The organism is Sanguibacter sp. Z6_81 (genome assembly GCF_057180625.1).
This window is the reverse complement of sequence record NZ_JBXUFV010000004.1, coordinates 15670-35452: the sequence shown is the minus strand read 5'-3', so window position 1 is coordinate 35452 and position 19783 is coordinate 15670. Positions and strand designations below refer to the sequence as shown.

19 protein-coding genes are annotated in these 19783 nt (G+C 72.4%); 7 read left to right on the top strand and 12 right to left on the bottom strand.

All coding sequences use genetic code 11. From position 1 onward, the window contains the following. Positions 1–64 precede the first annotated feature (64 nt). Complete coding sequence (gene upp / locus AC2AXK_RS11105) at positions 65–703, top strand: uracil phosphoribosyltransferase (RefSeq protein WP_484345452.1); 639 nt, start codon at positions 65–67, stop codon at positions 701–703. A 213-nt stretch (positions 704–916) separates the two neighbouring features. Further along, a complete protein-coding gene (locus AC2AXK_RS11100) occupies positions 917–1549 on the top strand; it encodes a winged helix-turn-helix domain-containing protein (protein ID WP_484345451.1) in 633 nt (210 codons plus the stop codon). Between the two features lie 13 nt (positions 1550–1562). Here the strand turns inward: AC2AXK_RS11100 and AC2AXK_RS11095 are convergent, their stop codons facing one another. Then, a complete protein-coding gene (locus AC2AXK_RS11095; RefSeq protein WP_484345450.1) occupies positions 1563–5168 on the bottom strand; it encodes a sigma-70 family RNA polymerase sigma factor in 3606 nt (1201 codons plus the stop codon). Between the two features lie 201 nt (positions 5169–5369). Between AC2AXK_RS11095 and AC2AXK_RS11090 the strand changes: the two genes are divergently transcribed. After that, on the top strand, positions 5370–6200 hold the full coding sequence (locus AC2AXK_RS11090) for a hypothetical protein (protein ID WP_484345449.1): 831 nt from the start codon (positions 5370–5372) through the stop codon (positions 6198–6200). Positions 6201–6284: 84 nt separating this feature from the next. On the opposite strand, the gene AC2AXK_RS11085 is transcribed toward AC2AXK_RS11090, so the two are convergent. Further along, positions 6285–6590, bottom strand: coding sequence for a DUF1540 domain-containing protein (locus AC2AXK_RS11085; protein WP_484345448.1), 306 nt, complete (start codon positions 6588–6590; stop codon positions 6285–6287). 209 nt (positions 6591–6799) lie between these two features. Here AC2AXK_RS11085 and AC2AXK_RS11080 point away from each other — a divergent pair, with 209 nt between their 5' ends. Next, on the top strand, positions 6800–7540 hold the full coding sequence (locus AC2AXK_RS11080) for a phosphotransferase (protein ID WP_484345447.1): 741 nt from the start codon (positions 6800–6802) through the stop codon (positions 7538–7540). A 28-nt stretch (positions 7541–7568) separates the two neighbouring features. Here AC2AXK_RS11080 and AC2AXK_RS11075 read toward each other — a convergent pair whose 3' ends face one another. The 7 genes from AC2AXK_RS11075 to AC2AXK_RS11045 form a co-directional block, all read right to left on the bottom strand. Beyond that, positions 7569–8039: a heat shock protein transcriptional repressor HspR gene (locus AC2AXK_RS11075; RefSeq protein WP_484345735.1), complete on the bottom strand. Its 471-nt coding sequence runs from the start codon at positions 8037–8039 to the stop codon at positions 7569–7571. Positions 8040–8051: 12 nt separating this feature from the next. Next, on the bottom strand, positions 8052–9068 hold the full coding sequence (locus AC2AXK_RS11070) for a DnaJ C-terminal domain-containing protein (protein ID WP_484345446.1): 1017 nt from the start codon (positions 9066–9068) through the stop codon (positions 8052–8054). A gap of 102 nt (positions 9069–9170) precedes the next feature. After that, complete coding sequence (gene grpE, locus AC2AXK_RS11065; RefSeq protein WP_484345445.1) at positions 9171–9743, bottom strand: nucleotide exchange factor GrpE; 573 nt, start codon at positions 9741–9743, stop codon at positions 9171–9173. Next, a complete protein-coding gene (dnaK, locus tag AC2AXK_RS11060; RefSeq protein WP_484345444.1) occupies positions 9740–11596 on the bottom strand; it encodes a molecular chaperone DnaK in 1857 nt (618 codons plus the stop codon). Before dnaK ends, grpE begins: the two co-directional genes overlap by 4 nt. A 190-nt stretch (positions 11597–11786) precedes the next feature. Next, the gene (locus AC2AXK_RS11055; RefSeq protein ID WP_484345443.1) at positions 11787–12161 is read right to left on the bottom strand and encodes a phosphotransferase; all 375 of its coding nucleotides are present in this window, start codon (positions 12159–12161) and stop codon (positions 11787–11789) included. A 187-nt stretch (positions 12162–12348) separates the two neighbouring features. Then, entirely contained in the window at positions 12349–13029 is a 681-nt protein-coding gene (locus AC2AXK_RS11050; RefSeq protein ID WP_484345442.1) for a hypothetical protein, read from the bottom strand. Between the two features lie 28 nt (positions 13030–13057). After that, entirely contained in the window at positions 13058–13330 is a 273-nt protein-coding gene (locus AC2AXK_RS11045; RefSeq protein WP_484345441.1) for a CBU_0592 family membrane protein, read from the bottom strand. Positions 13331–13472: 142 nt separating this feature from the next. On the opposite strand from AC2AXK_RS11045, the gene AC2AXK_RS11040 reads away from it, so the two are divergent. After that, the gene (locus AC2AXK_RS11040) at positions 13473–14378 is read left to right on the top strand and encodes a LysR family transcriptional regulator (protein ID WP_484345440.1); all 906 of its coding nucleotides are present in this window, start codon (positions 13473–13475) and stop codon (positions 14376–14378) included. Positions 14379–14444: 66 nt separating this feature from the next. Beyond that, positions 14445–15392, top strand: a complete 948-nt coding sequence (locus tag AC2AXK_RS11035; RefSeq protein ID WP_484345439.1) for a hypothetical protein — start codon at positions 14445–14447, stop codon at positions 15390–15392. Here the strand turns inward: AC2AXK_RS11035 and AC2AXK_RS11030 are convergent. The 3 genes from AC2AXK_RS11030 to AC2AXK_RS11020 all read right to left on the bottom strand — a co-directional run bounded on the left by AC2AXK_RS11030 (position 15302) and on the right by AC2AXK_RS11020 (position 18882). Beyond that, positions 15302–16156, bottom strand: a complete 855-nt coding sequence (locus AC2AXK_RS11030; RefSeq protein WP_484345438.1) for a PP2C family protein-serine/threonine phosphatase — start codon at positions 16154–16156, stop codon at positions 15302–15304. The two genes, AC2AXK_RS11035 and AC2AXK_RS11030, sit on opposite strands and share 91 nt — an antisense overlap. Continuing rightward, positions 16153–17280 carry an RDD family protein gene (locus tag AC2AXK_RS11025; RefSeq protein ID WP_484345437.1) on the bottom strand — a complete coding sequence of 376 codons (1128 nt, stop codon included), beginning with the start codon at positions 17278–17280 and terminating at the stop codon, positions 16153–16155. The genes AC2AXK_RS11030 and AC2AXK_RS11025 overlap by 4 nt, the downstream gene beginning before the upstream one ends. Before the next feature lie 114 nt (positions 17281–17394). After that, the gene (locus AC2AXK_RS11020) at positions 17395–18882 is read right to left on the bottom strand and encodes an amidohydrolase family protein (RefSeq protein ID WP_484345436.1); all 1488 of its coding nucleotides are present in this window, start codon (positions 18880–18882) and stop codon (positions 17395–17397) included. A 237-nt stretch (positions 18883–19119) separates the two neighbouring features. Here AC2AXK_RS11020 and AC2AXK_RS11015 point away from each other — a divergent pair, with 237 nt between their 5' ends. After that, complete coding sequence (locus AC2AXK_RS11015; protein ID WP_484345435.1) at positions 19120–19698, top strand: flavin reductase family protein; 579 nt, start codon at positions 19120–19122, stop codon at positions 19696–19698. Positions 19699–19783: the final 85 nt, after the last annotated feature.

Genomic DNA, 19783 nt, shown 5'->3' with positions numbered 1-19783 from the left:
CATGGTCGCCATTATCACTGCAGGTTGCAGCCTGACGCGGGTTACCGCACGGTACGGTGGGCCCATGCGCCTGCATGTCGCGGACCACCCGCTCGTCGCCCACAAGCTCACCGTCCTCCGCAACGAGGAGACGTCGTCACCGACGTTCCGGCTCCTCGTCGACGAGCTCGTCACGCTGCTCGCCTACGAGGCGACCCGTGACGTGCGCACCGTGCCGCGCACCATCCGCACGCCGGTGGCCGAGACGGTCGGGACGGCCATCGCGGACCCGCGCCCCCTCGTCGTGCCGATCCTGCGCGCCGGCCTCGGCATGCTCGACGGCATGACCCGCCTGCTGCCCACGGCCGAGGTCGGCTTCCTCGGCATGCAGCGCAACGAGGAGACGCTCGAGGCCATCACGTACGCCAACCGGCTGCCCGACGACCTCACCGGCCGTCAGTGCTTCCTCCTCGACCCGATGCTCGCGACCGGCGGGACGCTCGTCGCCGCCATCGACTTCCTCCTCGAGCGCGGCGCGCGGGACGTCACCGCAGTGTGCCTGCTCGCCGCCCCCGAAGGGCTCAAGGTCCTCGAGAGCGCGATCGGCGACCGGGCCGACGTGACGATCGTCGTCGCGGCGATCGACGAGCGCCTCGACGAGAACTCCTACATCGTGCCGGGCCTCGGCGACGCGGGCGACCGGCTCTACGGCGTCGTCGACTGACCAGGGAATGAGACATTCAGGTCTTGTTGTTGAGATCTGACCCCACCGCTGCGACAGTTCTGGAATGACCTGCACGCGCCTGACCGACGCCACCGCCCCGGTGCGCCTTGTCATGCCCGCGTGCAGCTGTGCGTGTTGTCGGCTCTGACCCTCCCTCAGACCACCCGACACGTCCCCCTCTGCTGGGGACCCCACGCATACCCGGAGAGTGCCATGACGGCCCCCACCCCTGCCCTTCCCGTCCCCACGTCCCAGCCCGGATTCCTCCTGTGGGTCGGCGTCGACCCACAGCGGCGGCACCACGCGCAAGAGCTCGTCGAGCTCGCTGAGACACTCGGCGAGCTCGCCCGTGAGCTCCTCCCGACCGCCGAGACGTTCATCGCGCTGTCCCTCGCCCAGGCCCGACGGCGCGGTGCGCCGCACCTCGACCTCGCCTCGCTCCAGGACCGGCTCGCACACCTCGACGTCGTCGAGCACGTCCCCGCACCCCGGGCCCTCCCGCAGTTCGACGACGTCCCACCCCGGGTGCAGATCGACCTCGCTGCCCGGCGCGTGAGCGTCGGAGGCACCGAGCGCCACCTCACCGCCAAGGAGTTCGGGCTCCTCGCCTACCTCATCGGCGCCACCGGCCGGACGGTGTCCCGGGACGAGCTCACCCGGTCCGTCTGGGGAGCGCGCGACGGGGACGGGACGTCCCGCACGATCGACGTCCACGTGCGGCGCCTGCGGGACAAGCTCGGCCTCGCGGAGCAGATCGTCACCATCCGCGGCGCCGGGTACCTCTTCCACCACTCAGACGACGTGGCCGTGACCGGGAGCCCGACCGCTGCCCGCGTCAGCGCCTGACGTCACGCAGACGTCAGACGTCAGCGAGGGCGAGCGCGCCCACCCGAGCGAACAGGGTCCCACTCTCCGGGTACCAGCCCGTGAGCAGGTACCCGAGTCCCCCGGCCCGGATGAGTCCGTCCGGTGTGGTGACGTGCACGGGCAGCTCGACCACGGCCCCCGCAGCGATGCTGTGGACACCGCAGGCGATCGTCCTCCCCACCGCCGTGCAGTGCGCGCCGTCCGCCAGGTCGCCCAGAACGTACTGCCCCGGCGGGATGCTGAACACCGCGAGCACGTCCCGCGCTGCTGTGGACCCGGTGTTGCGGAGCGTCAGCGGGACGCCGTCCCGGTCCGCAGCGGGCGGCAGCGGCTCGACGACGACGAGACCCCGCCCCGCCACGGCATCCTGCGGCTGGTCGAGCACCCCCGCGGCGCGGGCGTCCGACGACGCATGGACGACAGCCGCGAGCGGTGCACCCGACGTGCCCGCGAACGGCCCGACGGTGAGCAGGAGCGGCGCGGCGGCGTCAGCCTCCGGGTCGGCCAGACCGTCGGTCCGGAACGTCGAGACGCTCCGACCCGGCACGGCTGACGCAGCACCCGCCACCGTGCGCCCGTTGATCGCGACCGACCCCGCCGCACCGGTCGCGGCGCTCACCGAGACGTGCCGGGCGCCCGAGGCAGGAAGCGCATGGCGTGACGCCGCGGCCCCCGCCGTGGGACCCGAGAGCAGCGTCACCGCCGCGTCCGGCTGGTCCGCGACGTCATAGACGACGGTCAACGACCATGCGAGATCGGCCGGCACGCGTTGCCCCGACCCCGCGACGACCGCCCAACGCCCCTGGGTGGGGTGGGCAGCGACGAGGTGCGTGACGTCCACCGAAGCCCAGAACGACCGGTCCGGGGTTCCCACGGGGTCGAGCAGCGCGGGGGTCCCGGCGAGCGACCAGGAGCCCGCACCGCCTGCGTCGGTCGTGAGGTCCAGAGCGGTGAGCTCGTCGAGCGTGAGATCGGAGGTGCTGCCCGCGAGCGGCCCGGCCCAGGTGAGCTCCGCGAACCGCACGCTCGAGCCTGCCGGCACCGACAGCAACCGGTCCTCCCCGACGAGGCCCGAGACCTGCGCGCTGCGGAGCGATCCCTCGAGCATCGTGGACGCCGACAGTCCCCGGGCCACGACCGGCAACGTCGTCGCCGGCGACGCCACGGGCGACTCCCCCGCGACCGATGCGAGGGGCTGCACCACCGCCCCGGTCAGCGTCCCGGCGGCCACCTGCACGGGGAGCACGAGCTCTCTCGTCGCGCCCGGGTCGATCCGCGCGTGCGTGCAGCTGGCGGTGTCGACGGGCGTGACGGCGCACGCCCACCCGGGGTCGCTCCCCGGCGCCGTCTCCACGCGGCTCCCACCGGGCCACCCGATCCCCGCGGGCAGCGGGAGCTCCACGACGACGTCGTCCGCCCCGACGTCGCCCGTGTTCGACGCCACCACCGCGACGTGCCCGTCGACCCCGGCGACAAGCTCGGCGACCGGGATCACCTCGACCGACACCGCCGCGGGCGCCGGGTCGACCGTCCGCGTGAACGTCATGCGGTCGCCGTGCGGCGCGCTGCCCAGGTACATCTGTGCGGCGATCTCGACCGTCGCGCTGTGCCGCGGATAGAGATCGACGACGACGACCGCCGACTCACCGGCCTCGATCTCGTCCACGGCGCACCGCACCACGGTCGAGGACGGCACCTCGCCCGGAGACAGCGCCCCGTCCGCAGACGCTGCGGCGCACGTGGCGCCGAGGCTCGTGACGAGCGGGACGGGGACCGCGGTCCCACCTCCGCCGAGCACCGCAGGCAGGAGCTCCAGGACGTCCGGGACCTCGAGCTCGAGCGCGACGTCGGAGGCGAGGGCGTCGCCGTCGTTCGTGAGCGCGATCTCGAGCGACGTGGCCTGCCGCGCCACGAGTCCTCCCGGGGCCGAGAGGTCGACCGCGAGCGCCGCGACGGCCGACGGCGGTGGGGAGGGATCGGACGGGGTGGTCGGCGTGGTGGGGGTGGTCGGGTTCGCGGGGGTGGTGGTGCCAGGCGGGTTCGCGGCGCCGGGCGGGTTCGCGGCGCCGGGCGGGGCCGCGGGGCTTCCCGGAGTCGCCTGGTCGGACGGACGCGACGGCGTCTGCGGTGCAGCGCCGACGGGTGTGGTCCGGGAGTCTGCGGGGAGGGTGGGTGGCACCTGACCGGACCCCGCGTCCTCGGCCGCGCCCGAGCCTCCTCCCGGAGCGGGCAGGGAGACGCCACCATCGGGCTCCCCGCCGGGCCCGTCGGGACCCGAACCGTGAGGATCGGCACCGTCGGCACCAGCACTGTCGGAACCAGCACTGTCGGGACCAGCACTGTCGGGACCAGCACTGTCACGACCGAGACCGTCGGCACCCGGACCGGCCGTGTCGGGCGAGACGTCACGCTGGCCCGCGCTCGGACCCGACGCCGTCGGCGGCTCACGGTCGTCGCCGAGCACCCCGAGCAGGACCGCGGCGGCAACGAGCGAGCCGACGATCGCGATCCCCACGACGGCGACGAGCAGCGTCGGCAGACCGCTGATCGCCGCGAGCACGCCACCGGAGCTCGCGGCCCCCGAGCCGACGCCCGCTGCGCCACCCGCCGCCCCGGCGGTGCTGGCCGTCCCGCTCCCGGCACCGCTCGCGCTGCTCCCACCGTCGGCGCCGCTTCCTCCGTTCGCACCGCTGCCGCCTGTGGTCCCGTCGCCAACCGCGCCCGCGCCGCTCGCCGCACCCCCGCCCACGGCCACACCACCCGCCACGAGCGCCGTCGTCCCCCACAGGGGCAGACCGGTGCCCGCGACGCCCACCGCAGCGACGCCGAGCACGAGCGGAGCCACGACGGCCCGCATGCCGTGGGACACGTCGGCGAGCTCGAGCAAGAGTTCACGGCACTCGCCGCACTCCTCGAGGTGCGCGTCGACGGTCGCGGTCTCCCGTGCCCCCAGGCCACCGCGCGCATAGGCACCGAGCAGGGCGTTGGCCGTCCGGCACGACTCGTCCGGAGCTCCGCCGAGGTGCTGCTGGAGATAGGCCTGCCGAAGCCCTTCCCTGGCCCGGTACGCCAACGCTGCGGCACCGTTGGCCGTGAGCCCGAGGAGCGGGGCGACCGCTGCCGGCGCCTGGTTCTCGACCTCGGTGTACCAGAGGATCGACTGCCACCGCTCGGGCAGCGAATGGAAGGCGAGGGCGACCGTGGACCGCTCGAACCCGCGCAGCACCGGCTCCTCGGTGGAGGCCATCGGCCCGACGGCCGACTCGAACGCCGCGTCGTCATCGGTGGGGCGCGTCCGCCGCGAGGCGTTGACGAGGTCGAACGCCGTCCGGCGCACCACGGTGAACAGGTACGCGCGGAACGCCACGTCGGGCCCGCCTCCGCGGGACATCACCGCGAGAACCTTCGCGAAGGCACCGGCCACGACGTCGTCGGCATCGGCCGGATCCGTGACGTGCTGCCGGGCGACCGACAGTGCCGCACCCGCGTGCCTCTCGTAGAGCAGGCCGAACGCACCGGTCTCGCCGCCACGGACGCTCGCGATGAGCTCGGCGTCCGAGGACGCCTCTCCCCACGCAGGTGTATCTGCTGCCGTCACGCCGCTCCCTCACTACCCGCGATCCACGTCGGTGCAGACCCCGCCCCGCACGTCCGGCTCACGACGCTGTGACCCCGGACACGCCAAGAATAGGTGATCTGCCCCGCGACTCTCTGGCGAGAACCCCGCGCGCCGCTGCGCAGATCACAAAAAACTGCTCAAGTGCCGTCATGACCGTCACCCTCGCGGCTCCCTATCTGTGTGGAGATCCTCGCCGAGGGCGTCGCGACGCCGGCTGCTGCCCTGCGCGAGCAGTGGCGCCGCTCGAGCGCGCGCACCGCGTGGTCGCACCCCGACGACTGGGAGCACACGGCCGTCGACGACGTCGTCCACGAGCTCGTCATGCTCGACGCCGCGCACTCACCTGGGGCGGGCACTGCGGAGACCCGCTCGGCGGCGCTCCTGCGTGCCTACGCGGCACTGGGCCTCGCCCGAGCACGCACCGGGTGCGGCATCGGCGAGGCCATCGACGACGTCGCGTGCCTCTACGCGCTGCGCGGCGGGCCACCGCCCGCCGACGTGCTCCGGGCGGTGTGCGCTGGGTGGGCCCAGGGGCAGGCCGCGCCGCCTGCCCAGATGTTCTGCGTCGATGCGGAGTCAGGGCTCGCGACGGTCGCGTACCTCGGGCAGCGCCTCCGGGAGACCTACGGCGCGGCCGACATGCAGGTGCCCGTGCACCACTCGCACCTGCTCGTGTGCGTCGACCTCGAGCTCGGGGCGCTCCCGCCGCTGGTCCGCATCGCGCGGTCCGCCGTCGTCGGCCAGAGCATCATGGCGGCGTTCGGTGAGGGGCACCCCGCAGCCGCGCTCGGCCACGGCCGGTTCGTCGTGCTCGCCGAGGTGGACACCGACCTTCCGGGCCGGCTCGCGGAGCTCGGGGTGCGGATCTCGCGCGCGACCGCGGCGCGCAACATCGGGTACGCCACCCGGTGTCCCCCGCGCGTCACGACGTACGAGATGCCCGCGACGTGGGGCGGGGCGGTCGCGCTGCTCGCACGCCTCCAGGGCGTGGAACCCGGCACGGGCGCCTGACGTCCGCGCCGGGCATCGACGCATCCGGCACAACCCGACGACCAGCTCAGCAGCCCGGCGCGCCGTGCGAGCCGGGCCGCCACGTCACTGAGGGGCGTAGGTGAGGCAGTCCGCCATGTCCCCGGGAGCGGAGCCTGCACCGACGCGGATGGAATCTGCATGGCACTCGAGCGACTCGTTGTGGACGCACTCGCCACGCTGGCACGCACCGACCTGAGCGATGACCTTGTCGAGACCGCCCTTGGTCGACAGCGGGATGAACGTGGCGCACTCAGCGGCCACGCCGCGGCCACCGACCGTCACCGCTCCGGCGTGGCAGCCGTCGTGGTTGTAACCGCAGGTCTCGACCGAACAGGTGCTCACGTGGGGCAGATCAAGCAGTGCGCTCATGATTCCTCCAGCTGGCTCCGGTGCACGCGGACGTGCTGATATTCCACGGTAGACCCGGAGGACAATTCACGTATAGGCAGCCAGGACTTCCTTACACGGGCGCACAACCGCATTCTTTTCGGCACTCTCCTGGTGCATGAACGGCCCGCGCACCGGCGGCCGTGCCGCCCCGCAGTGCGACGCGCACAGCGCGGGGCTACCGTCGGAACATGGACGACGACCATTCCCCGGCGGACCGCGCGTCCCCGATGGACGACCCGTCCCTCATCGAGGACGAGGCGCACCTCCTCGTGGCAGGCCGGCACGCGAACGTCTATCTCCTCGACGACACGCACGCGGTCCGTCACCTCCACGACCCGTCAGCGACCCACCACAACGTCGCGGTCCTCGAGTACCTCACCGAGGTCGGCTTCCCTGCCCCGCGCATCGTGCGCGCGGTCGGACCCGACCTCGTCATGGTCCGCCTGCACGGGCCGACACTCCTGCAGGCGCTCGACGCCCGGGAGCTCTCGATGGACGAGGGTGTGCAGGTCCTCGTCGACCTGCACACACGCCTGCACGCCCTGCCCCTCCCGGCAGACCTCCTCCCGGGAGACGGGTCGGGTCCGGACGACGTGCTCGTCCACCTCGACCTGCACCCCGCGAACGTCTTCATGACCGACGACGGGCCCTACCTCATCGACTGGGACTCGGCGCGCCGGGGGCCCGCGGAGCTGGACCTCGCGACGACGGCCATCGTCTTCGGTGAGGTGGCCGTGGACGACAATCCCTTCGCCGTCCCGGCGCACCACATGCTGCGCGCCTTCCTGCGCGCCGTCGGGCCAGGGCTGGGCACCCAGCTCGACGCGGCCGCCGCCCTGCGCGCAGCCCGACCCACGGTCGACCCGGAGGAGAGGGCCCTCGTCCCCCGGGCGTGCGACCTCGTGCGGGACGAGCTCGACCGGCTCTGACCTGCGCGCGCTGCTCGCGTGGCGCCGCTCAGCGGGGCGGGCGCCAGAGGACGAGAGCCGAACCTCCGTCGCCGTCGCTCGTCGGCGGCGGGTCCTGGCGTCGCCAGCCGCGCCGGTGGAACCGCTGGCCCCGGCGCACGGCGACGACGTCGCCCGAGGCACCGGCAGCGAAGATGCGGGAGCCCGGGTCCGCCGCGGCAGCGAGGAGGTCGACCTTGTGCTCGAGGCGCCGCACCTCGGCCTCGAGGTCGAGGATCCGCTTGATCCCGGCGAGGTTGATCCCCTCGTCCTGGCTGAGCCGCTGGACCTCGATGAGCTGCGCGACGTCACGGCGCGAGTACCGCCGCCCCCGGCCCGGTGTGCGTTGCGGCGACACGATGCCGAGCCGGTCGTACTGGCGCAGCGTCTGCGGGTGCATCCCCGCGAGCTCGGCAGCACGGGAGATGACGTAGACGGGTTCGTCCTCGCGCGGTGTCCCGTCGTCGAACACGACCTTCATGCGCACCCCCGATCAGTCCTTCGCGCGCGCGAAGAGCTCCTGCCGGACGTCGCCGTCGGCGGTCGCCGCAGCGAACGCCTCCACGGCCTCGCGCGCGGTCTTGTCGAGCTTCTGCGGGACGGCCACCTGGACGGTGACCAGGAGGTCCCCGGTGCCCTTGGCGGACTTCACACCGTGGCCCTTGACGCGCAGCACCCTGCCGGCGGGGGTGCCCTCGGGGATCTTCAGCCGCACGGTCGCCCCGTCGAGGGTGGGGACCTGGATCTGGGCTCCGAGCGCCGCCTCGGGGAACGTCACCGGGACGGTCACGCGCAGGTTCTGCCCGTCGAGGGTGAACACGGGGTGCGGGGTGACGGTGACCGTGATGACCAGGTCGCCGGCCGGTCCTCCACCGGTGCCGGGGCGTCCCTTCCCCCGGAGCCGGATCTTCTGGCCGTCGCGCACACCCGGGGGGATGCGCGTGGTGAGGGGGCGGCCGTCGACGCCGAGCGTCACCGTGGTCCCCTGGACCGCGTCGCGGAAGCTCAGCGTCGTCCTCGCCGCGACGTCCTGCCCTGCCTGTGCCCGAGCGTTGGGCCGGAAACCGGTCTGTCCGCCCCCGCCGCCGCCGCCGAACATCGAGGAGAGGATGTCCTCGAAGCCGTCGGGCATGCTGCTGGAGGCACCACCGGCAGGCCGGAAGCCTCCGCGGCTGCCGGAGCTCGCGCCACCGAACATCCCGCCGAAGAGGTCCTCGAAGCCGCCCGCGCCGCCTCCGCGCCCGCCTGGGCCGGCCGCGAACCGGGGGCCGCCACCGGCCATCGCCCGGATCGCGTCGTACTGCTGGCGCTGCTCGGGGTCGGAGAGCACCGAGTAGGCCTCACCGATCTCCTTGAACTTCCCCTCAGCGCTGGTGTCACCGGAGTTCTGGTCCGGGTGGTACTTACGAGCGAGCTTGCGGTATGCCTTCTTGATCTCGGCGTCGTCCGCGGTCTTCGGGACGCCGAGAGCAGCATAGAAGTCCTTTTCGATCCAGTCCTGACCGGTCAAGGCGCCTCCCTTCCGTCATGGTGCACAGGGTGGGGCGACGACGCGCAACCTGCGCCGGAGCCCCTGCGGGGCCGGACCTCGTGGTCCGGCCCCGCAGGTGGATCAGGCCTCGGGGCCGACCACAGCGACGCGCGCCGCACGGACCACCCGGTCACCGATCCGGTACCCGACCTCGATGACGCTCTGCACCGTGGTCGTCGTGGCGTCCGACGACGTCGAGTGCATGAGCGCCTCGTGCTTCATCGGGTCGAACTCCTCGCCTGCCTCGCCGTACATCTCGACGCCGAATCGCACGAGCGCCGCCGTGAGCTTGTCCGAGATCGCCTCGAACGGGCCGGTGAGCTCGCCCGCCTGCTTGGCTCGAGCGATGTCGTCGAGGACGGGCAGCAGCCCGACCAGGACGTCCTCGACGCCGCGCGTCCGCGCAAGCTCCTGCTCACGCTTGGCGCGCTTCGAGAAGTTCGCGTACTCCGCGTTGAGCCGCTGGAGGTCCGCGAGCCGGTCGGCCGACTCGGCCTGCGCCTTCTCGAGGTCGGTCGGCTCGGCTGCGGCCTCCGCGGGGGCGTTCGTGTCGAACGCCTCCTCGGACGGCTCGAAGTCGAGGCCCTCGAGCGGGTCGACGTTCTCGCCGGCACCCTCAGGGTTCTCGGGGGTGCCGTGCTCAGGGGCCGTCACTTCTTGTCATCCTCGTCGTCGACGATCTCGGCGTCGACGACGTCCTCGTCCGAGGCGCCGGGGGCGTCGCCGGCGGGCGCGTCGGCCGCGGGCGCTTCCGCCTGCTGGGCGTAGAGCACCTCGCCGATCTTCTGCGCCACGGTCGTCAGCGCCTCCTGCTTGGCCTTGACGGCACCGATGTCCGTGCCCTCGAGTGCGCTCTTGAGCTCGTCGATCGCGCTCTGGACCTCGGTCTTGACGTCCTCGGGCAGCTTCTCGTCGTTGTCCTTGAGCAGCTTCTCCGTGGAGTACGCGAAGCCCTCGGCCTGGTTGCGGGTCTCGGCCTCCTCGCGGCGCGCCTTGTCCTCCGCGGCGTGCTCCTCGGCCTCGCGGACCATGCGGTCGATGTCCTCCTTCGGCAGCGCGGAGCCACCGGTGATGGTCATCTTCTGCTCCTTGCCGGTGCCGCGGTCCTTGGCGCCGACGTGGACGATGCCGTTCGCGTCGATGTCGAACGTGACCTCGATCTGCGGGACCCCACGGGGCGCCGGAGCGATCCCCGTGAGCTCGAACGTACCGAGCGGCTTGTTGTCCCGCGCGAACTCCCGCTCACCCTGGAAGACCTGGATGAGGACGGAGGGCTGGTTGTCGTCCGCCGTGGAGAAGATCTCGCTGCGCTTGGTCGGGATGGCCGTGTTGCGCTCGATGAGCTTGGTCATCACGCCACCCTTGGTCTCGATGCCGAGGGACAGCGGCGTGACGTCGATGAGCAGGACGTCCTTGCGCTCGCCCTTGATGACACCGGCCTGGAGTGCCGCACCGATGGCGACGACCTCGTCGGGGTTGACGCTCTTGTTGGGCTCCTTGCCGCCCGTGAGCTCCTTGACGAGCTCGGTGACGGCCGGCATGCGGGTCGATCCACCGACGAGCACGACGTGGTCGATGTCGCCGAGGGAGATGCCTGCGTCGCGGATGACAGAGTGGAACGGCGCCTTCGTCCGGTCGATGAGGTCCTGCGTCATCTGCTGGAACTGGGCGCGGGTGAGCTTGGAGTCCAGGTGGATGGGCCCGTTCTCGCTCATCGACAGGTACTGCATCGAGATGTTCGTGCTCGTCGCGGAGGAGAGCTCCTTCTTGGCCTGCTCAGCAGCCTCGCGCAGACGCTGGAGCGCGATCTTGTCCTTGGACAGGTCGACACCGGAGGAGTTCTTGACCTCCTTGATGAGGTGCTCGACGATCCGGTTGTCCCAGTCGTCGCCACCGAGGCGGTTGTCGCCGGAGGTTGCGCGGACCTGGATCGTCGAGAAGTCGTCCTCGTCCTTGCCGACCTCGAGCAGGGACACGTCGAACGTCCCGCCACCGAGGTCGAAGACGAGGATGAGCTCGTCCTCCTTGCCCTTCTCGAGGCCGTACGCGAGCGCGGCAGCGGTGGGCTCGTTGACGATGCGCAGGACGTTGAGCCCGGCGATCTGGCCGGCGTCCTTCGTGGCCTGGCGCTCGGCGTCGTTGAAGTACGCGGGCACGGTGATGACCGCGTCGGTGACGGGCTCGCCCAGGTACTCCTCGGCGTCGCGCTTGAGCTTGCCGAGGATGCGGGCGCTGATCTCCTGCGCCGTGTACTTCTTGTCGTCGATCGTGACCGACCAGTCCGTGCCGATGTGGCGCTTCACCGAGCTGATGGTGCGGTCCACGTTCGTCACGGCCTGGCGCTTGGCGATCTCGCCGACGAGGACGTCACCGGTCTTGGAGAACGCGACGACGGACGGTGTGGTCCGGGCGCCCTCGGCGTTCGCGATGACGGTGGGTTCACCACCCTCGAGGACGGAGACGACGGAGTTGGTGGTACCGAGGTCGATGCCGACTGCACGTGCCATGTCAGTGATGCCTTTCGTTGCGGGCGTCTCGCGGGTGCCGCGGGGGACGGCCTTGCCGGACGAGTGCTCCGTCCGGCGTCATTGAGTCTGTTCGACTCAAGTCTGCACCCGGGACGTCCCGCATGCAAGCGGAGCACCGAAACTTGAGCGCACCAGACTCAATCTTTCCGCTGCCAGCGGAGCTGGACGTCTACCTCGGCTGCGATCGTCTCGACCATCGCGGTGAGGCGCTCCGTTCGCCGGGGCATGGTGTGCCGATAGTGGGCGATGGTGAGCAGGCCCGGGCCGACGAACGCCCACGCGCGGGCACGGTCCACGTTTCGTCATCCGCTGCCGATGCGACCTGGAGCGCCTCGCGCGCAGAGGCGTCGAAGATGCTCCACGCGTAGAGCAGGTCCACGGACCGGTCGCCGACACCGGCGCCGCCGAAGTCGATCACTCCGGCCAGCCGGCCGTCGGGGTGAGCGAGGAGGTTCTCCGCGGACAGGTCGGTGTGTACCCAGCAGGCGGCTTCGGTGGCCGCGGGGACGTCGCGCAGGCGCCGCCATGCCTCGCGGACGCTCATCGGGTCGAACAGGTCCGCGAGTTCTGCAGCCGCGTGATCGAGCGTGCCTGTAGGTACCGGGCTTGGTCGTGCTCAGTGTCGGTCGGGGCTAGCCACAACGACCTGGTAGCTCTGCGGGCACGACGCGCCGGTGACGCAGGGGGCGCGTCCGGCGCAAGCGGGGGCATGAACCGTCAGTGGACATGGCTCAACCCTCTCGCTCCCTGCGGACCGCCCGTCGCAGCGAGCCGAGGGCGGCGACGAGCGCGGCGCCGAGCACGTACCCCGCCCCCGCGAGGAGCCAGGAGTACACGGCGACGAACGCACCGACGGGGGTCGTGGTGGCTCCCGCCGCGGCGAGCACGACGGCACAGGCTGCCCACGTCCCGCCGAGGACCGCGAACGCCCCACCGAGGACCGTCCACACGCTCGCCCTCGGGCGGTGCTGCTGGGCGTAGTGGCGCAGCCGCCTCGCGCGCTCCTCCTGCTGCCCACGCTCCCGCGCCCTGCGCTGGGCGTCCGAGAGACGGCCCCCGGCAGGCAGGGCCGTGGCCGGTGCGGCCAGGGCGTCGACCGCCCGGGAGAGCCTGCGTCGGGACCGCGCCCAGCCCAGGAGGGCGGCACACGCCGGAGGACCGAGGACGAGGAGCCCGACGCACCAGGCGCTGTCCGCGGCGACGTCCCACGCGAGCGTCGACCCGGTCCCGCGGCGGTAGGAGCTGGCGGCGAGACGCAAGGACCCCACCGAGGACCAGACCGGCACGCTGGCACCGATCGCGCCCGTGACGAGCATCCCGAGGGCGATGACTCCGACGACGAGACTGGCACGCTGCTCGACGGCGCGCCACGGCGCCGTGAGCTCGCCGCTCGACACTCGCTGGATGCTCATGCGGTCACAGTACGCACGGGCACTCCACCTACGCGGCGACGCACCCCTTGTGGTGCTGGACCAGGGCACGGAGCGCGAAGAGTCCGATCCCCACCCAGACGACGTTGACGACCGCGGACGGCCAGGCGCCGTACACGGACGCGCTGACGGAGAGCAGGCCGGCGCCGACGATGTTGAGGCCCTGGAAGGTCCACGAGTCCGAGTCGATGCGCTTCGCGGTGACGAGCCCGTACGCGGTGACGGCGGCGAGCGCGCCGATCCAGCCGATGGCAGTGAGGGTGAGCGAGGCGAGATCGGACATGGCAGTGCTCCAGAAAGGGGGTGTGGGTGGGATCAGGCCGTGCCACCGGCGGGCTCCCGGAAGGGTCTGACACGCCAATGGTGGGCCTCTTTTGCGTTTAGCACAATCGAATGAAACTCCACGCGGCATGTAGCGTGGCTACATGACCTTGGACCCGAGAAGGCTTGCCGTGCTCCTTGCCGTCCACCGGGCCGGGGGCGTGGTTGCGGCAGCGGACCTTCTGCATCTGACCCCGTCAGCCGTCTCCCAGCAGATCGCCAAGCTCGAGGCCGAGGAAGGCGTCCCCGTGCTGCACCGCGGACCGCGCGGCGTGACCCTCACCGCCGTCGGGGCGATGCTCGCCGAGGCCGCCGAGCGCATCGAGTCCGAGCTCGTCGAGGCGCGCAAGCAGATCGCGACCCTCGGCCCGCACGTCAGCGGTCGGGTGGCCGTCGGCTCCTTCCAGACCGTCACCCGCGCCGTCGCCGCACCGATGCTCGCCACGCTCGCCGAGACGGCCCCGGGGATCGAGGTCACCCTCCACGAGGTCGAGTCCGACGACGCCCTCCGCCGTCTGCGCAGCGGCGACCTCGACCTCGTCGTCCTCGAGCAGGACGTCGCGACCGACCGCCCCGTCCCCCGGGGCTTCCGCGAGGTGCCCCTCGTCGACGAGCCGTGGCGGCTCGCGGTCCCCACGACGATGGCCACACCCACGAGCCTGCAGGACCTCGTGGACGCCGTGTGGATCGGAGCCGACGCGAGCACGGCCGCCTCCCGCGCCCTCGCACGCGTCGTCGGGTCCACCGGCACCGCGCGGGCCGCACGCCACAGCTACTACAACTACGAGGTGGCCATCGCCCTCGTCGCCGCGGGACAGGGCGTCGCCCTCCTCCCCGCTCTCGCTCTCGCGGGCACCGACCTCACGGGCGTCGACGTCGTCACGATCGGGGGCCTCGGCATGCGTCGCATCGTCGCGCGGCACCGCTCCAACCGGCACGAGCCCTCCGCCGCGGTGCTCGCCGTCATCGACGCCCTCCTCGCCCAGGTCGCGACGCTCGACCTCGCGTGACAGGTTCACCCGCGGCGAACCTCACCCGCAGGCCTCTTCTCAGGTCCACCTGAGAGAATGCGACCGATGTCCATCTCGATGCTCGCAGCCCTCGCTGCCGCCGCAGGCTATGGCGGCGGCTCTGTCGTGCAGGCGATGGCGTCGAACAAGGCGGCCGGGCTCCGTGTCCTCGCGCAGCCCACCTACGCCGTCGGGTCCGTCATCACGCTCGTGGCCTGGGGTTTCTCGCTCGTCGCGCTCCGCTACCTGCCGTTGCTGACGGTGCAGACCGTCCTCTCGGCGTCGCTCGTCATCACGGTGCTGCTCGACCGGTTCGTGTTCGGCACGCGCCTGCGCCCCATCGACCGGGTCGCCGCCTCCGTGGTGATGGGTGGGCTCGTCGTCCTCGCGCTCGGCACGGGGATCCAGTCCCGCTCCGCACCGCCCAGCTGGTTCGGCATGGCGATGCTGGCTCTGCTCCTCGCCCTCGTGGCCGCGACGGCCCTCACGTACCGGCGCGGGAGCGCCCCCGTCCAGGCGCTGCTCAGCGGCCTCGCGTCAGCGGGCCTGGCGATGTGCGGGCGAGCGGCGCACGGCGGCAGCTGGGCCGACTTCTTCCTCACCCCGACCGCGTGGCTGACCATCGGGTTCGGGATCCTCAGCAGCATCACGTTCTCGCGCGCCGTGGAGCGCGGGACCGTCGGGCCGGCCCGGGCGATGGTCAACGTCGTCCAGGTCGCCATCCCGGGCGCCGTCGGCGTCTGGCTGCTGGGGGACGCCGTGCGCGACGGCTGGGAGCTCGCCAGCATCGCGGCCGTCGTCGTCGCCCTCGCCGGGTGCATCGTCCTGGCCACCCGGCCGACACGGCCCCTCCCGCTCGACCCCGTCGAGCCCGACCAGCCCGACGAGCCGGTGTCCCCGAGCGACCCGCCGGTCGAGGCGGTTCAGCGACGGGTGGGGATCGTGTCCTCGAGGTCGTCGATGTCCGACGACGCTCCCAGTCGTTCTGCGAGCCCCCCGGGTCCTCGGAGGTAGGCCTCGGCACCGGCTGCCACCGGCCGCGTCACCCGCAGGACGTCGACGACCACCGCGGTGATGTTGTCCCGGCCCCGCTCGGCGAGCGCACCGGCGACGAGCCGGCTCGCTGCCGCCTGGGGGTCGGGGCACTCGGCGAGGATCGCGCGGATCTCGTCGTCGACGAGCTCCCCCGTGAGCCCGTCGGAGCAGGCGAGGAAACGGTCCCCCGCCGCCACGGGGATGGACCACACGTCCGCCTCGGAGTCGGCCGTCGGGCTGATGGCTCGCGTGATGACGTTGCGCTGCGGGTGCGTGCGGGCGTCCTGCGGCAGGATCTGCCCGGCGTCGATGAGCTCCTGGACGGTCGAGTGGTCCTTGCTCAGCTGCTCGAGGCGTCCCTCCCTGAACCGGTACGTCCGGGAGTCGCCGATGTTCACCACGACGAGGGCGGGTTCGTCGCCGATGGTGCTCACCGCGACCCCGGTGAGCGTCGAGCCGCCGGACATCCCCGACGGCCGGAAGAACTCGACGATGGCCTCGCGGGCCCGCAGGATCGCGGTCCGTACGTCCAGCTCGGAGACGCTCGTCTGCTCCACGTACTGGGCGAACGAGTCGACGACCATCGCGGACGCGACGTCCCCGGCGTCGTGCCCGCCCATCCCGTCGGCCACGAGGAAGAACGGCGGAGCGGCGAGCAGGGCGTCCTCGTTGTGGCGGCGCACGGCGCCGCGGTCGGTCGCCGCACCCCATCGCGCGACGACCGGGGAGTGCTGCTGGGTCATCGGGGGCCTCGCAGGACGGTGTCGCCGGCGTCCTCGTACTCCTCCTGCGGCGACAGCACCCGGTCGACCGTGAACCAGTGGTCCCCGACCGTGACCGTGGAGCCGTAGGCGGCGAGCGTCGGCTGACCGGGCTCGAGGGCGCTGCGTGCCCCGTGGACGTCGGTGATGGCCGAGCCGTTCGTCGTCCACAGGTCGGTGACGAGCAGGCCGGTGCGCTGCACCTCGAACTCGAGGTGCGTCTTGGACACGGTGCGGGTCTCGTCCTCGACGACGATCGCCGTCCCGGTCTCCGCACCCTTCGTCAGGTGCGGCTTGCGCCCCACGACGCCGCGCCCGCTGACCTCCTCGACAGCGCCGGAGTCGAAGGTGAGCGTCGCCACGACGATGCCGGGCGTCCCGGTGGCGTCGGCGCCGACCTCGATCGTCACGACCGTCGACTCGACGTCGTCGTCGGCCGGGTCCTCGTCCGCGGGCGCCGCAGCGGGTGGGGGTGGGGGCACCGGCGGGTGCAGCGGTGCGCCGTCCATCGTCACGAGCGTCGGTGTCGCCGCCATCACCGGCGCGGCCGGCGCTGCCTGCGGCGCCGGCGTGGCAGCCGCGGCGGCCTGCTGCGAGGCCACCGGGTCCCGGCCGGCGACGACGTCGAGCAGCACGAGGTTCGTCGTCGTGTCGTACCACGCCCGCCGCTCCCCGGTACGGTTCTGCAGGATCTGGACGACGGCGACGACGAACCCGACGACGACCGCGCCACCGAGGCTCGCGAGGATGGCGCGCGACCACGCCGGTCCGATGCCCGGTGCCCGGCCGGTGCGTGCGTCGACCAGCCGCAGGCCCATGGCCTTCTTCCCCGGGCTCACACCCGTGCGCGCGAACTGCACCGCCACGAGGAGGTAGCCGACGAGCCAGGCGAGCGTGAGGACCGCTCCGACGACGACGAGGGCCGTGGAGTCCTGGAGGAGGCCCACCTGGAGGGCGCCGCTCGCGAGACCGGCCGGGAGCCCGGACAGGACCCCGTCGAGCGCCGCTGCGCCCGCGCGGCGTCCCGGCGCGGCCGGGGTGCACCCCCCGAGCGGTGAGAACGGTTGCGGCGACGCGTGCTGCTGGGGTGGAGCCGGCATCGACATCGGGGAGCTCCTTCGGCAAGGCGTGGTGAAGGAACTCTAACCCTGCAAGGTGGGCGTCCGCGGTGACGACGCGGCCGTCGTCACCGCGGTCGTCACGCCGTCGTCACGCCGTCGTCACCGGGGTGCGGGTGCCACCTCCTGCGGTGCGGCGGCGGCCCGGACGTCCGCGAGCGCCATGCCCTGACGGCGGGCCGCGGCGAGGGTGCGGTCGAGGAGCTCGGCATCGACCTCGCGGGCCAGGGGTGACGCCGCGACGCCGTCGGTGCTCATGCGGACCCCGCCGACGTACACGTGCTGGAGGTTGCGCAGCCCGCACGCCATGACGTAGGTCGCGACGACGTCCCACACCGGTCCGGTGTCGGGGCGCCGGTGGTCGACGACGAGGAAGTCCGCCATCTTCCCGACCTCGAGGCTGCCGATGCGGTCGGCGACGCCGAGGACCTCGGCGGACCCGAGCGTGTGCATCCGCAGCACCTCCCGGGGCGTCATGATCGACGCGTCGGAGTGCACGGCGCGCGTCGTGTACATGCCGATGCGCATGTTCTGGAAGGGGTCGGAGATGTCGGTGCACGACTGGTCGTCGAGCCCCATCCCGATGGGCATGCCGAGGTCGCGGAAGCGGACGACGTCGGCGATGCCCGACCCCAGGCGCCCGTTCGAGGTGGGTTGCCACACCATGGAGCAGCCGGCCGCGACGGCCCGCTCGACCATGGCGTCGGTGGGGTGGACGAAGTGGCCGAAGAGGAAGTCGGGGCCGAGCGCCCCGGCGTCGTCGTACCACCCGAACTTGGACTGCTGGAAGGCGATGCCCTCGGCGGTCTCCACGAAGTGCGCCTGGTTGGACACGCCGTGCTCGCGCATCATCTGCGCCTCGAGCTGGGCGGTGCGGGGCGTGCTCGACCACTGCACGGACCCCATGATGGACGTGCCGAGGAGCTGGTCGGCCGGCGTGCGGCCCTCGCTCGCGCGGACGAGCTCCGCGAAGGTGTCGAGCGTCTCGGGCTCGGTGAACGCCTCGTCGTCGAGCCGGAAGCTGTGGACGACGCGGAGCCCGGCGTCCACGGCACCGTCGAACTGCCGGGTCACGTAGTCGGTGCCGTTGATCCGTGCCGGCTCGTTGTGCCCGGCCGCGGCGTCGTAGAGCCACGAGACCCGGGAGTGCGTGAAGTTGTAGGCGGACGTGATGCCGTTGTTGAGGAAGTCGATGCTGCCGTGCAGCGTGAACCAGTACATGTCCTCGGCGCCGCCGCCGAGGAGCAGCTCGGCGTTTGAGCGCACCCAGGGGTAGAGGGTCTGGGAGTGCGAGAGTCCGCGCATCCCGGACGTGAACAGGTGGCTGTGCGCGGAGACGAAACCCGGCCCGACCATCGCGCCACCGGCGTCGAGCACCTCTGCGTCGTCGGCGCGGTCCGGGCCGGGGGCTGGCGGCTCGCCGGGGCCGATGCCGGTGATGCGGCCGTCGGTCCCGACGGTGAGCCACCCGAGGAAGCAGTCGGGTTCGCCGGGTGCGGGGTCGGCCATGGGCAGGAGGAGAGCGTTGACGACGGTGAGCCGGGTCGCCGTCGCCGCGTCGGGACCTGTCGTGCCGGGTGGTGTGGTCATGGTGACTCCTGGCTCCGTCCCCGCTGAGGTCGCTGTGTCGCGTAGGGGGCTCGCGGTGACGGCTCTGCGACCCTACGGTCGCCCGGGGTCCGTCCAGCGCCGTCTTACACAGGGAGGCGCAAAGGTTTACGTGCTCGAAACGGGGGCGGGTCATCTCGGCGAAACATTCCGCGTCTACCGTGAATGTTGATGGCATCAACATCCGTTCCGCGCCATCACGACCCCGAGGAGGTTCACGTGACAGCGCTCGCCCACTCCCCCGCAGTGCACGACGTGACCGCGCCGATGGCACCGGCCTCCCTCCCAGAGCCACAGCAGACCGACGTCCGCCCCGCCTTCCGCGACGCCATGGCCCGGCTCGCCGGCGGCGTGTGCGTCATCACGACCACCGACGGGCACACGCCCACCGGCCTCACCGTCACCACCGGCTTCAGCGTGTCCATGACCCCACCACTCTTCGGTGTGTGCGTCGACACGACCTCCCGCACGCTGCCCGCCCTCCTCGCGACCGGCGCCTTCGTCGCGAACGTCCTGGCCGGCGACTCGGCCCACGTCGCAGCGAGCTTTGCGAGCAGGACCGCGGACAAGTTCGCGCCGCCCGTCGGGGCCATCGCCCGCGCCACGACGCCCCGTGGCCTGCCGTGGCTGCCCGACGACTGCGTGCGGGCCGTCGAGTGCACCATCACCGAGGTCATCCCCGCCGGGGACCACGTCATCGTCCTCGGTGCCGTCGAGGCCGTGCACCTGCCCGCGGTCGACGCGACGCACGGCCTCGGCTACCTCGACCGCGGGTTCCACCCGCTGCCCCTGCGCTGACGCACGACGCCGCGCACCTGCACGACGCACCACCCACCACGCACCACGCAGCACGCACCACGCAGCCACCCCACCACCGGAAGGA